Annotated in this window: 14 protein-coding genes; 5 read left to right on the top strand and 9 right to left on the bottom strand. The window is 35.4% G+C overall.

The window, feature by feature from the left end; all coding sequences use genetic code 11:
- Nucleotides 1-2: 2 nt before the first annotated feature.
- From ACW8TM_RS08515 to ACW8TM_RS08505, 3 genes are read right to left on the bottom strand one after another with little or no spacing between them, the layout of a single operon-like run.
- Nucleotides 3-578 carry a hypothetical protein gene (locus ACW8TM_RS08515; RefSeq protein ID WP_491532862.1) on the bottom strand — a complete coding sequence of 192 codons (576 nt, stop codon included), beginning with the start codon at nucleotides 576-578 and terminating at the stop codon, nucleotides 3-5.
- A complete protein-coding gene (locus ACW8TM_RS08510) occupies nucleotides 559-1,362 on the bottom strand; it encodes a hypothetical protein (RefSeq protein WP_491532861.1) in 804 nt (267 codons plus the stop codon). The genes ACW8TM_RS08515 and ACW8TM_RS08510 overlap by 20 nt, the downstream gene beginning before the upstream one ends.
- Nucleotides 1,359-3,224 carry an AAA family ATPase gene (locus tag ACW8TM_RS08505; RefSeq protein ID WP_491532860.1) on the bottom strand — a complete coding sequence of 622 codons (1,866 nt, stop codon included), beginning with the start codon at nucleotides 3,222-3,224 and terminating at the stop codon, nucleotides 1,359-1,361. The genes ACW8TM_RS08510 and ACW8TM_RS08505 overlap by 4 nt, the downstream gene beginning before the upstream one ends.
- A gap of 89 nt (nucleotides 3,225-3,313) precedes the next feature.
- Here ACW8TM_RS08505 and ACW8TM_RS08500 point away from each other — a divergent pair, with 89 nt between their 5' ends.
- A complete protein-coding gene (locus tag ACW8TM_RS08500; protein WP_491532859.1) occupies nucleotides 3,314-4,003 on the top strand; it encodes a hypothetical protein in 690 nt (229 codons plus the stop codon).
- 50 nt (nucleotides 4,004-4,053) lie between these two features.
- Nucleotides 4,054-4,476 carry a PPC domain-containing DNA-binding protein gene (locus ACW8TM_RS08495; RefSeq protein ID WP_491532858.1) on the top strand — a complete coding sequence of 141 codons (423 nt, stop codon included), beginning with the start codon at nucleotides 4,054-4,056 and terminating at the stop codon, nucleotides 4,474-4,476.
- On the opposite strand, the gene ACW8TM_RS08490 is transcribed toward ACW8TM_RS08495, so the two are convergent.
- The 4 genes from ACW8TM_RS08490 to ACW8TM_RS08475 form a co-directional block, all read right to left on the bottom strand.
- Nucleotides 4,473-4,982, bottom strand: coding sequence for a hypothetical protein (locus tag ACW8TM_RS08490; protein WP_491532857.1), 510 nt, complete (start codon nucleotides 4,980-4,982; stop codon nucleotides 4,473-4,475). The genes ACW8TM_RS08495 and ACW8TM_RS08490 overlap by 4 nt on opposite strands.
- 153 nt (nucleotides 4,983-5,135) lie before the next feature.
- The gene (locus tag ACW8TM_RS08485) at nucleotides 5,136-6,179 is read right to left on the bottom strand and encodes a hypothetical protein (RefSeq protein WP_491532856.1); all 1,044 of its coding nucleotides are present in this window, start codon (nucleotides 6,177-6,179) and stop codon (nucleotides 5,136-5,138) included.
- Nucleotides 6,179-6,550 carry a DNA-binding protein gene (locus ACW8TM_RS08480; RefSeq protein WP_491532855.1) on the bottom strand — a complete coding sequence of 124 codons (372 nt, stop codon included), beginning with the start codon at nucleotides 6,548-6,550 and terminating at the stop codon, nucleotides 6,179-6,181. The genes ACW8TM_RS08485 and ACW8TM_RS08480 overlap by 1 nt, the downstream gene beginning before the upstream one ends.
- A 41-nt stretch (nucleotides 6,551-6,591) precedes the next feature.
- On the bottom strand, nucleotides 6,592-7,287 hold the full coding sequence (locus ACW8TM_RS08475; RefSeq protein WP_491532854.1) for an AroM family protein: 696 nt from the start codon (nucleotides 7,285-7,287) through the stop codon (nucleotides 6,592-6,594).
- A 62-nt stretch (nucleotides 7,288-7,349) separates the two neighbouring features.
- Here ACW8TM_RS08475 and ACW8TM_RS08470 point away from each other — a divergent pair, with 62 nt between their 5' ends.
- Together ACW8TM_RS08470 and ACW8TM_RS08465 are read left to right on the top strand one after the other, a co-directional pair.
- Nucleotides 7,350-9,308 carry an alpha/beta hydrolase family protein gene (locus ACW8TM_RS08470; RefSeq protein WP_491532853.1) on the top strand — a complete coding sequence of 653 codons (1,959 nt, stop codon included), beginning with the start codon at nucleotides 7,350-7,352 and terminating at the stop codon, nucleotides 9,306-9,308.
- A 210-nt stretch (nucleotides 9,309-9,518) separates the two neighbouring features.
- Nucleotides 9,519-9,650: a hypothetical protein gene (locus ACW8TM_RS08465; RefSeq protein ID WP_491532852.1), complete on the top strand. Its 132-nt coding sequence runs from the start codon at nucleotides 9,519-9,521 to the stop codon at nucleotides 9,648-9,650.
- On the opposite strand, the gene ACW8TM_RS08460 is transcribed toward ACW8TM_RS08465, so the two are convergent.
- Nucleotides 9,651-10,856, bottom strand: coding sequence for a radical SAM protein (locus tag ACW8TM_RS08460; protein WP_491532851.1), 1,206 nt, complete (start codon nucleotides 10,854-10,856; stop codon nucleotides 9,651-9,653). It abuts the gene before it with no gap.
- 95 nt (nucleotides 10,857-10,951) lie between these two features.
- On the opposite strand from ACW8TM_RS08460, the gene rgy reads away from it, so the two are divergent.
- Nucleotides 10,952-14,641, top strand: a complete 3,690-nt coding sequence (gene rgy, locus ACW8TM_RS08455) for a reverse gyrase (RefSeq protein ID WP_491532850.1) — start codon at nucleotides 10,952-10,954, stop codon at nucleotides 14,639-14,641.
- Here rgy and nucS read toward each other — a convergent pair.
- On the bottom strand, nucleotides 14,638-15,438 hold the full coding sequence (gene nucS, locus ACW8TM_RS08450; RefSeq protein WP_491532849.1) for an endonuclease NucS: 801 nt from the start codon (nucleotides 15,436-15,438) through the stop codon (nucleotides 14,638-14,640). The genes rgy and nucS overlap by 4 nt on opposite strands.
- Nucleotides 15,439-15,468 lie beyond the last annotated feature (30 nt).

Genomic DNA, 15,468 nt, shown 5'->3' with positions numbered 1-15,468 from the left:
CATTACTTCTCAGCAGAAGCCTCTACAGGAGAAGTCAACAACAACATTGAAAGCAAATTAAAGTCAATCTCAGCTTTAGCCCTCCACCCAATTTTTATCATCCCACCATCCTCTCGCAAATAACCATAACGAATAAATTTATCAATCAATGAGTCAACTCTCCAACGGGGAAGCTTCTCAGCCAAAAGATTTTCAATCTCCTTTCTCCTAGCAAATCCACCCCTAGAATTAACATATGCCAATACAGCTGCAAGAGCTCCAACATCATCAATTCTCCAACCAATAGTCAAAATATCAGTCGTCTTGGCAGGCTCCCTCAAAGTCAAAACAAATAGAGCCCTATCATAGTCCTCCCCTGAAACATTATCCAAATCAACATCATCCCTAAAAACAATTTTAACCTTCAAACCAAACTTGGCCAATTCCTCATCTAAAAGTTTAATAATATCCAAGTATTTCCTCCCTAAAGCTCGCTTAAGCTCCCAACCCCTAACACCAGGCTTTAAATGTCTCTGCATCAAAAGAAGCTGTGCAGCCCGTCTAACTTTAGCTAGATAATCAACTCTTCTCCGACTCATTTACACTCACCCTTTCTACCCAATCATCATAAGAAAAGGAGATAGCAATAGATGATCCACCTTTAACCTGCTCAGGTTTACTCAATGGAATTATAAGGTAATCCTTAATTTTCGGATCAAACTCCAAAGTAACATAACCATAAGAAGCCAGAAAACTAATCATAAAAGCCTTTAAAAGAGAAGTCTCATAATTATCATCTCCAATAAACTCCCAATAAGGAATAGGATCACCCTTGGAATACTCCAAAACTCTACTCCAAAACTCTTCCAGCATATCACTAAAGGAGCCTTCAAGAGCCAATTTATCCTTAATTAAATCCTCAATAGAAGTAAGCTCAACCCCGTAAACTGGAGATGGAAAACTACCCCACCTATCCTTTAATGGAGGAAGATTAACCCAATAATTAATTGCAACTTCTAAAGCACGAGGAGACAAAATTCTAAGTGACGCTATTGGATGCCAAGAGCGAATAAGTATAGAAGCTAATTTCTTCAAGTCAAGAGACTTAATCTTCCATTCAATAATCATCGGGTCAAAATAAAGCCTAGAAGACCTACTTCTAATCCAATCACCCTGCAACTCCACAATTTGAGAAATCTTTTCCACAGCACTTAAATCTAAAATCAAATCACTAATAGAAGTTGAACTCACTAAATATTCATCTAATAACGACAAAAACCTTGGAACATCAACTTCAAATGGATTTGAACCCCTCTTGATAACATAGTCACAAGCCTTAATTATACGCTCAGCAACCTTCACTCTTCTACGCTTATCCATCACGCAACTCCCCTGACAATAGATTTACCACCAACATTTTGAACCACAATTACATTAACATCCCTCACATTTGGAATAATTGGACTAGGAGTAATAGCAATACACTGAACATTACTATCCCCAGAGAAAGACGAAATAAGCAGCCTGGAAATAACCTCTCTATTTCTAGGATCCATATGAATATCAAACTCATCAACAGCCCTAAAAGGAGACTTTATAAAATTCTGAGTAGCCAGAAGAAAAGCCATAACAGCAGTAGTTCTTTCACCACCACTCTGAGAATAACCATCCAAAACAACTGGAGAAACACCCCTAAAGCCGATTAAAATCTCTAATCCAGCCTCCTCAACATCATTCAAGTTGACTAACCTAACATATCCTGAAGCTCCAATCTGACTTAAAATTCGACTGTAAATCTTGTTTACTTCATTTAAAACACTAGTAATTGCTCTCCTCCAAGCTTTAACTCTATCATCAAGCTCCTGGAGTAAAAGTCTCCTATTCCTCTCAAGAACATTAATCTTCTCAGCCAACTCCTCAAAGGTTCTAGAGTAATTCAAATACATCTTCTCAATATCATCTGAAACATCCCCAATATACTCCAATCGAAGCTCAATAGCCCTAATCTCATCTAATAATTGGGAGGGATCTCTAACAAGCTTGGGAGGAAAACCTAAAGCTTCAGCTTCACGTTTCAATTCACCTAACTCTTCAAGCTCCCTAGCTAAACTTCGCTTTAAACTCTTTAACTCAGATTTAGACATATCTAATTTGAACTGCAACAAAGCACCTTGAACTCTATTCTCAATATACTTTTCAGTCAATCGACTAATACTATTATCAATCTCATCCAACTCCAATTGAATCCTAGCCAATCGATCCAAAACTTCATCCAATTTGTCAGAGGAAAAAACACCAAATAACCTCTCAACCTCATCCTTACCAATGCTTTTAGCCAACTTACTGATTAACTCAACTCTACCAACATCACGACTAACCTCAATTAGATTATTTAAAATAGACTTACGGCTCCTAAAAAGACTAGACAGCTTATCCTTTAAATCCAAAGTTTCAAAATCAATTTTCTCAAGTCTCTCTCGCATAGACGATATTTTATCATCCAGCCTTCTAATCTTCTCCTCAATACTTCTCACTGAAGTCTCCTTCCTATACACTTTAGCCCAAGCCAACTCTAATTTAAGACTCTTCAAATTACCTTCAAGCTTTCTCTTCAACTCTAACTTCTCATACTCACCCTTCCAGAAATCTAGAGTACTCTTAGCCCTTTCAAGTAATCTCTGAACATTTTCCTCCTCCTTCAAAATCTTCTTTAATCTATCCTTAATCTCCCCAACCCTACGTCTATAACCAGACAATCCAATAGCATCCTCAAAAATCCTTAACTTCTCCTTGGGAGAAACTACAGCAAACTCCTCAACCATATTTTGATGCATTATAGTCAACATATTATCAGGATTAAAGCCGAGGGAAACCAAAATCTCCTGAACTTCACTCTTAGTCTTAACTTTACCATTAACTTCAAACCAATATGAACCATCTAAACGCAAATACCTTGAAATTCTAATAGTATTAGAATGAATTTTAGGATAAGGCCTACTCCTGCCCCTAGGAGAATTATCTATAATAATTGTAACTCTAGCTAATTTCTCCCCCCACCTAATTAAATCGCTAAGCCTTCTCCCCCGCTCAGTATAAGCTTGACCCAATGCAACAGATATTCCTAACAGAATGGAAGATTTACCAGCACCATTAGGCCCACAAATCAAATTTAATCCAGGCTTAAGGTAAACTCGACCATACTCATAAGACATGAAATTCTCTAGTATAACTTCACGTATCAGCACTAACTAGACCCCTCAACAATAACTAATAAATACACACATAAAAATTTGAGTCAAACCAGCAACAATAATATAATAGCAGGGTGAAAACAATGGTTATAGCTGGAAAAATCTTTAAGCTAAGAGAAAAAATACCTCTAAGAACCATAGCTACAAAGCTACTAGACTACCAAACAGAGGAAAGCATAGAAGAAAATTCAAATAAGTTCACATTACTCACAGAAATAACAGATTTAGACTTAGCGGGAAATAGATTGAGAGGCCTATACTCAAAGGACATACTAATAAAAGTAACCAGAAGAGGAGAAAAGGTTCCAGTAATAAAGACCCTAGAAGCACCATTCACATTCACCGTGAGGAATGATGAAGTTCTATTAACTATAGTTGGAAAGAAAAATTGGGCAAACTATGTTGCAAATGAACTGAGCAAAATAATATTCATAGCGATAGGAGGAATAGTTGAAGCGAAAATAGCTCCAGAAACTCTACGCCTATATCATGAAGCAAACCCTGAAGGTACAAAGGTAATATTCTTCGACAATGTAGACATACCAAACATAGATAAACTAAGCCTATATGGACCAGACTTAAGAAACACAATGCTCTATAGCGAATATTTAACTCACGGGAACATATGGTATATTGTAGCAACATCAAAAAAATATGGATACATAGTAGGAGTAACTAGAAATTGTGTAGTAACTGTGTTCAGCAGAATAGATGAATACACATTCTTTAGATTCGTAGAAGAAGAAATATTCCCATTGATAGAGAAATCATAACTAGCAACAATTAAATCCAGTTAAAATCAATGAGAAATAGAGGTGGAAAAATGGTTAGAGAAGCAAAAATCGGAAGAATAATTGTTGAAAGATTAAATAAAGATGGAGATCTACTAGAAGAAATAACGGAAGTTGCGAAAAAATCAAAAGTTAAAGGAGGATTCTTAACAGTAATAGGAGCACTATCAAAAGCAGTCTTCGGATTCTATGAGGAAGGTGAATACAAAAAAATAGAGATAGACGGCCCATTAGAAATACTCTCATGCATAGGAAATATCTCAGAGACAGAAGAAGAAAAAATAATCCATGCCCACATAACAGTCTCAAACAAAAAGGGTGAAGCATATGGAGGACACCTATTACCAGGATGTATAATTGAGCCAACAGCAGAACTAATAATAATTGAAGGAGAAAACCTAATTCTAAAAAGAAAATTAGATGAAAAAACAGGGTTAAAACTACTTGAAACTTAACCTTCACCCTCAAATGTGGAAAGTACACCTAAAAGAAAAATAACAATAGTCATAGGATAACCAGTTGAATCAACTAGATCATTTACATCAAAATCAGGATTACTTCTCAAAACACTTATAATCCTCAAAGCCATATCACAAAAAACATCAAGGACACGTTTACTCTGCCTCTGTATCATATCCAAGGCAGAAACTGCAGTCTCAGGTAAATCTTCATTTCGATCTTCACCGATAACAGAAATAATACCATCACAACTCAACTTAACCCTCTTAACACCCTTAACCTTCATCCAGTCCTCACGATCAATATCCATCAAAAGCATAAACCTACCCTTATAATTCTTAAGCATATACTCCCTCGCACTCCTTAAAACCAGAAGCTTCCTTAAACTATCACCAATTCGCTTAGCAATGAAAACACTGCCATCATCCACATTAAAAGCTAAAAAATAACCCTCATCAAGAAATCTAAATAAATCAGCCAAATTATCTACACTATCCCTCAAAATCAACCCTCACAAATTAAATGCTCGCAATACGAATAAATAAGTGTTAATGAAAACGTGAAATTAAAATTAGACTACTACAAAAAATTAATTTGACCGATGAAGAAAACTCCCGGCAATGAAGAAATGATTAAAACTTACCCAGCTGAGGACCTAATCCATCAATACAATAGATTCGATCCCTAAATTCCTCTTAATCCACCTGGCAAATCTCTGAGCATAATAACCAAAAGTATATATAACCTTAGGTTTAGCCTCCTCAATATAGCTGACAAGTTGAGGAAAATCAGCATGACTACTCAAAGGAAAACAGGCGTCAAAATTCCTATAAGGATAAATTAGAGTCCAGCCAGTTGCAATAGCCTTAAGAAAACCAAATCTCTCAGCCAACTTAAAGGCATCCCTACTGGAAAAAACAGCTGGAAGAGATCTGCTCTTTAAAACTTCTCGCCCCTCCCTACTAGACAAATTTACACATTCAAAATTAAAGCCGCAATCCTCATATACCCTATTAACCCTACTGATTTTATCATCAATTAAAACCTCAATTCCAAGCCATTCATTAAATAAAGCAATAAGCTCTTGAGCCTTACCGATGGAGTAAGCTATGAAAACAGGTGCACAATCAGAATTCAATAAGGATTCAACCCAATTAGTTATATCGGCATAAACGCTATCTCGACTTGGAAAAACTAAGCTCCAATAACCATAAGTTGAATCAATTATAAGCTCATCACACTCAATAGGCTTAGCTGGCTTAGTTATAAGAGTCTCCTCTAAATTTAAATCACCAGTATAAACAAGTGAAGAAGAATGCTTTGAAAACAAGAACTGAGAAGAACCTAGAATATGACCTGAATCATAAACCTCAATATCTAACCCACCCACATTAAATCTCTGAGAAGGAAAAAACACGGGAAAAACATCATTAAGCCTCCTACCAGTCTGAGCTTCATACAGCTTAATAGTAACATGTGAAGCCAATTTAGGCTTACTAGACTTAAAGCCAGAAATATGATCACCATGAGCATGACTAATTAATATAAAATCACCCTCCGCAACCCTAGATAAAGGATCAATGGAAAATGAAAAATTCTCCAGGAGGAGGAGAATACCCTTAAACCAGAAAACACTCCAACACTTATTCATAGCTAGAAAGCAATAGCCAACTACACTAAAATATGCTTTTCCACTCACTACTTACCCTTAAAAAGCTCACTTAAAGGCTTTCTCTCACCCTTCTTCTCATAATAAATCCTTAGAGGCAAACGAATATGATAACCCAAATCATAGAAAAGCCTATAGAGAGCATGCCCGCTAATAGGCTCTTTAACCTTACCCTCCTCAATTAATTTAACTAAAACCCTTACAATATAATCAGTAACTAACGGAAACTGTTCCTTAGCATACCTTAAAACTTCCTTGGCCTTAGCTGTAAGACATTCACTCAAAATTTCTTCAGGTGACTTTTTAACCCTCTCTTTACCCCGCTTATGCTTCATCATCCTTTGAAGTTGAGCTAGCTTCCTCATCTTAATAAGCTCAAGTTCAATGTCCTCTTCATCCATAACTCACACCCATAGAAAAATAATAGAAGTATCCAATAACCTTATCGCTCATATAAGAGAGACTTCAACGTATAAGCTAAAACAATTCTCGGCAACAAAACTGGAACATTATAGATAGACTTAAACACCATTAAATCCCTAGTAGAAAAACCGATACAGTCTAGAACAACCAAGCCCACTCGTCTCACCTTAAAACTTAGGGCAATTTCCTCAAGTATTCTACTTCTCTCATCAAAAGAAATGTAAGGTGAAACATATTCAACAACAATCTCTCCACAACTCACCCCAGACCATTTCTTAAATCCAAAATCAACCTGCAGAGATGAGGGCATAACTACACCTAAAACTTGGCTACTGGAAATTGAAGCTTCAACCATACCCCTAAGAACGGGTTCAGGTTTAACTAAAGGAACATTAACCTTGAAAGATGGAAAAGTTCCTGAACACAATAATCCAATAATCTCAACACCCATACCCTCAAGAAAACTAATTTTACGTTGTAGTAATGGAATTAATTTCTCCTTAGAAACCTTAACTTCTAAGCCATTCCTAAGCCTACTCACATATACGGTTTCACCACACCTTGGAGATAGCTCTAAAATCTCCTCATAGGAAAGATCATCTAAAGCACCAGCCTCAATAACCTCAAAATCTCTGCCTAGAATATCAGTAATCTCAGGAACCACATCAACCCTAGGGGATTGACCAATAGTTAAAAAGCCAACTCGCTTAACCATAAAGCTCACAATTATAAAGTGATAACTAGACAGTATTTAAGGATAAGCAAAGGAGAGGAAAAATGAGGGAGTTAAAAATCGAAGATTTCTCAAAAATAGTTCATGTCACCGATCCCCAAATTACTAGAGATGGAAGAAAAATTGCATTTACAGTTATAAGACCAGTACTGAAAGAAAATAAGTATAGATATGAAATATGGGTTGTAGATTTAGAAAAACAAGAAACTGTTTATATAGTATCATCCCGCAAAAAAGAGCATACCCCGAGATGGAGTCCCTCAGGTAGAAAATTCATATTCATATCGAGAAGAGGATTCAAGAAAAAGGAAAAAGGAAGCGCAATATACTTATCAGTACTAGCAGGAGAACCAAGACTAGTAGCAAAAAGAAAAGAGGGATTCAGTCAAATTAGATTTCTAAATGAAGATGAAATCGTAGCATTATCACCAGTACCAATAAGAGAAATTGACAAAGATGAAGACTATGTAGAAATAAGAGATCTACCTCCATGGTTTGACAAGACAGGATTTATAGATGAATATCGAAACCAAATATTCCTGATAGACGTGAAATCTGGGCAATCAAAACAAGTAACGAAAAGTAGAAGCAACATAACCTATATTTCACCATCAAACTCAGGTAACAAAATTGCATATATAAGGGAAGTAGACTGGAGAAATCCACTAAAAACTGAAGTAAGAATTATAAATATAAAAAATGGTGAAGACTACCAGGTAGTAGAGCCAAAATATAACTTTGTAAGTGTTGAATGGAGCCCCGACGATAAGAAACTAGTACTCCATGGGAACAATATGAAAAGAGGATTATCAAGCCATAATCACATATGGGTTACATCAAGCCAAGAAAAAGCAACACCAATAAACTTAACAGAAAAACTAGACAAAAACACTAATCCAGCCATCTCATGCGATATATTAGGGCCCCAAAGAATCTACTCACCACCCCAATGGAGAAAAGAAAACATCTACTTCATAGTAAATAATGGAGGAAGAGGACACCTATATAAAGTAAATCAAAACAAGAAGATAAAACAAGTTTTAATTGGAGAATTTGCAATCTTCAACTTCAGCATTTCTAAGAATGGAGAGAGAATCGCATTAATGAAGGTGGACAGTGAAACCCCAACCGAAATATACCTCTATGAAACAACAAGAAACAAGTTAACAAAATTAACACATTTCAACAATTGGTTCAAAAAAGAAATTAAAATCTCAAAAATACACAATGTAAAAGTTAGAGTAAGCGATGGAGAGGAAGTAGAGGCATGGTATATTGAACCAGTAAACAAGCAACAACAAAACAAATATCCAGCCATATTATTCATCCATGGAGGACCAAAATCATCCTTTGGACCAATACTAAACTTCATGCATCAATTAATGGCAGCCAACAACTACTACGTACTACTAATAAACCCTCGGGGTAGTGACGGATATTCAGAAAAATTTGCAGATATTAGAGGCCGTTACGGAGAAAGAGACTACAAAGACATAATGGAAACTTTAAACCAACTATTAGAAATTATACCAAATATCGACCGAGAAAGACTAGGAGTAACAGGAATAAGTTATGGTGGATTCATGACAAACTGGATAGTAACACAAACAAACATCTTTAAAGCAGCAGTGTCAGAAAACAGCATAGCAGACTGGATAGCAGACTTCTGGTCAAGCGATATAGGATACTATTTCGATCCTGATCAAATTGGCGGTACACCAATAGATAAAATAGAAAACTACCTTAAGCAAAGCCCAGTATACCATATCAAAAATGTTAATACACCAATCCTACTCATACACAGCATGGAAGATTACAGATGCTTCATAGATCAATCACTAGCCTTCCACATAGCCTTGAAATTCTACAATAAGGAATCTAGACTAATAATATTCAAGAAAGGAAGCCATGGACACAGTATACTTGCAAACCCGAGACATAGAAGAAAGAGATACAAGATAATACTAGAATACTTTAATGAGAAACTAAAACAGCCAACATAAAATCCATCAACTAAACAAGAAAGATACAGACTAAAGAAAAACATGATGTCACCAATACAGTGAAGCAAACACACTACAAAAATAAAATAACATTAAAATTCAAAAATTTCATCTTAAATAAGCATAAGCGAGTAAAATTTATTAGTAATCAAAATATCTACAAAACTGAGAGCCTTGACCATCAGAATTTACTGTGAAAGATGTAAATTTGTGTTCTATCGAGGCGATGAACTAGCAAACCCGCAAGACATCATAAGAAGATATGGTGGAAGATGCCCGAAATGTTATAAACCATTAAAATTAGAAGCTTCAAAAGTGATTGTAAAAACACTTAAACAATAATTAAGGCCCAATATGACCATATCGTGTTTGAGCGATCACAATCCTCAACCCAGCCTCCTCCAATATTTTCTTTGCCCGCCTCATCTCAAGAAAACTAGGCCACTTCAAATCTCTCCTCCTAAATTCAGGTCGATAATCTAAAAGACAAACTTGAATGTCAGGGTTAATTCCAACTAACTTACATCCAATATTAAACAATTCTTCACCACTCATCCAAGCTCCATTATATGGAATACCAACTCCAAGAAAAACTCTATCAGAATACTCATCTACGATATACTTCACAGCATCCCAAGCAGTATTCAAGTAAAATTTAGCTAGATCCTCATCACAAACTCCAGTAACCTCAATAAATGTATCTAAATTTAAAGCCTTAATATCAACGCCGATATCAGTAACCCCAGCTTCAACAAGCTCATCAATATAATCTCTAGTTAAGAGTGAAGTGTTAGTGTCAAGATGAAGCCTAGCATTCTTATCTGGATTTAAACGCTTCAATTCCCTAAAGAAAGCAATCAACCATTTTCGATTGAGTGTAGGCTCACCTCCAGAAATGGCCATTCTATTAACACCATAATTTCTTCTAAATAGACTTAGCTTTCCAGCTGCAAATTCAGGTGTGATGGGATCCATATTATTTCCATAAGTCACCGTCCAATTTTGACATTGGGGACATCGAAAATTGCATCCATGAGCAAAACAAGCCACCTCAATATATGCACCCTTTCTTTTCAAATGCCAGGGAGTCCCAACGCCGCCAACAGAATGAGGCATAAAACCAGAGACAATTCTAACTGGATTAAAATCAGCCTTTAAATCCACATTCATTCCATCACGAATAGGTGTAATGCACAACTGTGAAACTCTTCCATCAACAAGTACACCACATGCAAAACAACCACCAGTCTCACATGGAGTAAAGATACCATCCCCAAACGGAAGTTTAGTGAAGGAGAAACCAGCAATCTCTAAAGCTCTTTTCAACGTTATTCTCTCAGGAAAATGGAAAATCTCCCCATTAATCTTAACTCTAACAATTTTTCTCTTACTATCATCAACAATTCTCTTAACAGCCTCATTAGGGCAGCCTAAGAAGCAAGCTCTACAATCAACACATACATCTCTACCGGGACAAGCAATATACCAACTGCAAAAACCACAATTTCTACACTTTGAATAGTCAACTATACATTTATAGAAAATCATAACTCAACTCCAAGTAAATCTATTTAAAAATAAACCAATTAGTTTGTCGGCGGGATGTTTATAAGGAAGAAAATTAGGAAAAGCTGATGAGTAACATGAATTTGAAGCCTCAGCTACATGCAGTATTCAAAGAAGGATGTCCAAATTGTGGAGGTGAAATCTCTGACATTAGGCTACAATACAAGCTTCCATGCAGAAAATGCATACCAGTACCAGACAAAAAACTTCTAAATAAAGTTAAAAAGCTAAATGAAATAGAAATCAGAAGACTAGTAGTAAAAATACTTAAAGAAAATGGAAAATTAATGGAGTATAAGAAGCTGGCAGCATTAGAAAGTATAGTTGAAGAGGTAAACCAGTTATTCTACAAAGCAACAGGATGTAAATTATGGAGTGCCCAGAGAACATGGTGTAGAAGAGCATTAACAAACAAAAACTTTGCAATAATTGCACCAACAGGAATGGGAAAAACAGTATTCGGAATAATACTATCCATATACTTTGCATCTAAAGGCATGAGATCATATATAATATTGCCAACATCACTACTAGCCTATCAAGTCGAAACAAAAGTAAAAAATTTTATAGAAAAATTAGATTTGAATATTAGAGTATTAGGATACCATTCAATATTAAAGAGAAAAAAGGCTAAAGAAACACTTAAAGAAATAACTAAAGGAAAATTCGAAATTCTAATAACCACCTCATACTTTCTACCAAGATACTTTCATTTAATAGAAAATCAAAAATTCGATTTCATATTCGTAGATGACGTAGACTCATTTATGAGGAGATCAAAAAATGTTGAGAAAGTACTAGTCAATTTAGGATTAAATGAAAAAATAATTGATCTAGGCTTTAAACTCATCCAATTAAGAACTAGGCTTAGGAAAATACTTAGACAAAGAAGAATAAACACATCTGAATTAAACGAAGTTAGAAATGAAATAATCAAAATAGAAGACGAAATAAGGAAATACAAACAAAACAATAAAGTCGGACTCCTAATAGTATCAGGAGCATCAATCAGAGCTAGAAGAACTAAACGTATAAGATTATTCAGAGAATTACTTGGATTTGAAATAGGGGGGAAAGCAGAGGGAATAAGAAATATCGTTGACATCTATGTAAAACCAAAAAATGTAACCAAGAAAGTAATTGAACTAGTAAGAAAACTTGGAAGTGGAGGACTAATCTTCACACCCATGGATAAGGGGGCAACCTATGCAAAAGAAATAACTCAACTATTAGAAAAAAACGGAGTAAAGGCAACAACCTACGAAAAAGCAAAAGGAAAAATATTAGAGAAATATCGATCAGGAGAATATGACATACTAGTAGGAATAGCTTCATATAGAAGTCCACTATCAAGAGGAATAGACCTCCCAGAAAGAGTGAGATACGCAATATTTGCAGGGGTACCAAAAATAAAAATAAGTCTAGATATCGAAGAATATAGACCATCTAAAGCTATAATACTACTAGCAAATCTAAGAGACTTCATTGAAAATCAAAGAGAAAGAGACTTAATAGACAAGTACATTGCTGACTTAAGAAGATTCTCAGCTATGATAAGAAGAGATGAAATGTTGAAAATAATCGAAGCAATAAGAAATAGTGAAAAACTAGAAGGATTCTATGGAAGAGTACAACAATTATTTATAGAATCAGCAAACCTCTTAAAGGAAATATTAAGCCGAAAAGAAATAAAAAAGAAAATCAAGGAAAGCCCATACGTATCAATGGAAATAAAAGATAAACCATACATCATAGTACCAGATGTAGTAGGATATATACAGGCATCAGGGAGAACATCAAGACTATATGCAGGAGGAGTATCCAAAGGAGTAGCCATAGTCATAGTTGATGATAAAAAAGCATTCAATGGCCTAGTAAGAAGAATGAAATGGTATGTAGAAGATGTACAATGGCTAAACCTAAACGAAACAAATCTAGATGAAATAATGAAGGAAGTAGACAGAGACAGACAAACAATAAGAAAATTAGCAGAAGGAAAAATTCTACCAGAATTCAAAGACATTGTAAAAACAGCATTACTCGTAGTAGAATCTCCAAGTAAGGCTAGAACAATCGCTAAATTCTTCGGAAACCCCTTCAGACGTGAAATTAATGGGGTAACCATACTAGAAGTCAGCACAGGAGAATATATCTTAAGCATAGCGGCAAGTATGGGACATGTATTTGACCTAGTAACCACAGAAGGCTTCCATGGAGTAAGACCAATAAATGGCACCTTCATACCAGTCTACTCAACCATAAAGAGATGTAGAAGATGCAATGAACAATTCTCAGATCCAATAGAAAAATGCCCACTATGTGGAGGAGACTTATATGACAAATCAACTATAATCAATGCATTAAAGGAAGTAGCAAGTGAAGTAGACATATTATTAATAGGAACAGATGCAGATGCAGAAGGTGAAAAAATAGGATGGGACATAGCACAAGCACTAGCACCCTATACAAAGGAAATAAAGAGAATAGAATTCCACGAAGTAACCCAAAGAGCATTATCAAAAGCACTGAAAAACCCAAGACAAGTAAACTTAAAACTAGTTGAATCCCAAATACTAAGAAGAATAGAAGATAGATGGATAGGCTTTGAACTAAGTAAAAAAGTACAAAGAAAATTTAATAGAAGAGACTTGTCAGCAGGTAGAGTACAAACACCAGTACTAGGATGGATAGTTAAAAGAACACAGGAAAACAGGAAAAACGTAAGAGAATTCCTAGAAATAACACTTGAAAACAATCTGAAACTAATACATAGCCTACCCAAACTTAGAAAGAAAGAAATAAACAAAATAATCGAAGAAATAGCACAATCACAATGTGAAATTATAAGCATTGAGACCCAAGAAACCCAAATAAATCCCCCACCACCATTCTCAACAGACTCCCTACTAAGAGAAGCATCAACCATATTAAGGCTAGGAGTAAAAGAGACAATGAATCTAGCCCAAGACCTATTCGAAGTAGGACTAATAACATATCATAGAACAGATAGCATAAGAGTCTCAGGAGTAGGCATGAAAATAGCCAAAGACTACATTACTGAAAAATGGGGGCAAAAATATGTAAAACTACGCCCCTGGAGCAAGGAGGGAGCACATGAATGTATAAGACCAACAAGACCAATAGATGCAGAGCGTTTAAGAAACCTTATTGCACTAGGAATAATGAGATTTGCGAAAAAACTGACATCAAGACACATCTCACTATACAACTTAATATTCAAGAGATTCATAGCAAGCCAAATGCAACCAGCAAAGGTTATCAAACAAAAAATTATATTAAAAATATTAGACTGGACTCTCCAAACCGAAGGATACATAGAAGTAAAGGAACAAGGATACCTAAAAATCTACCCAATAAAGCTAATACCCAAAGTGACAGAAAAGAAACTAAAGGTAAAGAATATTAGGCATTGGAGGGCATCAATAACTCCAATGTTCACAGAAGGAGAAATCATAAGACTAATGAAGGAAAAAGGAATAGGAAGACCATCCACCTATGCCAAAATACTCTCAACACTCCTAGAAAGAAGATATGTCATACTAAGTCCAAGAAAAAAGCTTATAGCAACAAAACTCGGACAAAACGTCTACACCTACTTAAAAGAAGCCTTCAAAAAATATGTCTCAGAAGAAACAACTAGAAAACTTGAAAAACTAATGGAAAAAGTAGAAGAAGGAAAACTAAACTATATGGATATACTCAGAAACCTACATGAAGAAATAAGGCAGATAGAAAAAGTAATCTAATTCTCCCTCTCAAGGAAATCAGTCAGTTTTACATCACTAACTTTCTTCTTTAAAATCTCAGCACACCTCCTTGGATCAAGCCTTTTAAACTCAAGATGTAAAGTCTTCAATAGGGCAAGAGCATTTTTATTAATATCAGGAGCAATAAGAATCCCTCTCACCTCTCTATAGGGACTTTTACGTTTAATCACATCAACATACTTTGAAAGCTGAATCACAGCATCTCTATCAGCAACTCTACGCTTCAACTCTAAAACGACAAATCTACCCTTGGAATCAATACCATAAAGATCAATGAAACCTGGTTCCACTGGCTTCTCATAACTTATAATTTTCAATCCCTCCTCAACAAGTTCAGGACAAATTATAATAGCCTTCTGCATATCATGCTCAGAAGCATAAAGAGAAAAGACACCCTTATCAACTAAATCCAAAATAGATGAAAAATAAACCTCCCTAAAAACTATGTCAACTATCTCCCTAGGATGCCTCCTAATAGCCCTAATCCTCAAATAAGAATCATCCACCAAGTCAACATGAAAAATACAATCCGGAGGTTGCCAATTAACAGGATTAACATCCCACGGCCTATGAATTTGAATTGAACCATCAGTCTTCAAAATTACGAGGCGCTCACCATAATTCAAAGTAGAAGAAGCTCTACCCCTATAATCAACCCTACATAAACCAACGAGAAGAATCATCTTTCTTCTCTCAATAGCATGTCTTAAATCAGAAATCATCTCGCTTAATTTTCGATTTGAAATTATTTTCACAGGATTGCGATTACCAGTCAATTCAACCACGATAAATATTAATAGAAATCT

The sequence above is a fragment of the Candidatus Culexmicrobium sp. genome, from assembly GCF_058356305.1.
This window is presented reverse-complemented; position numbering and strand designations above follow the sequence as displayed.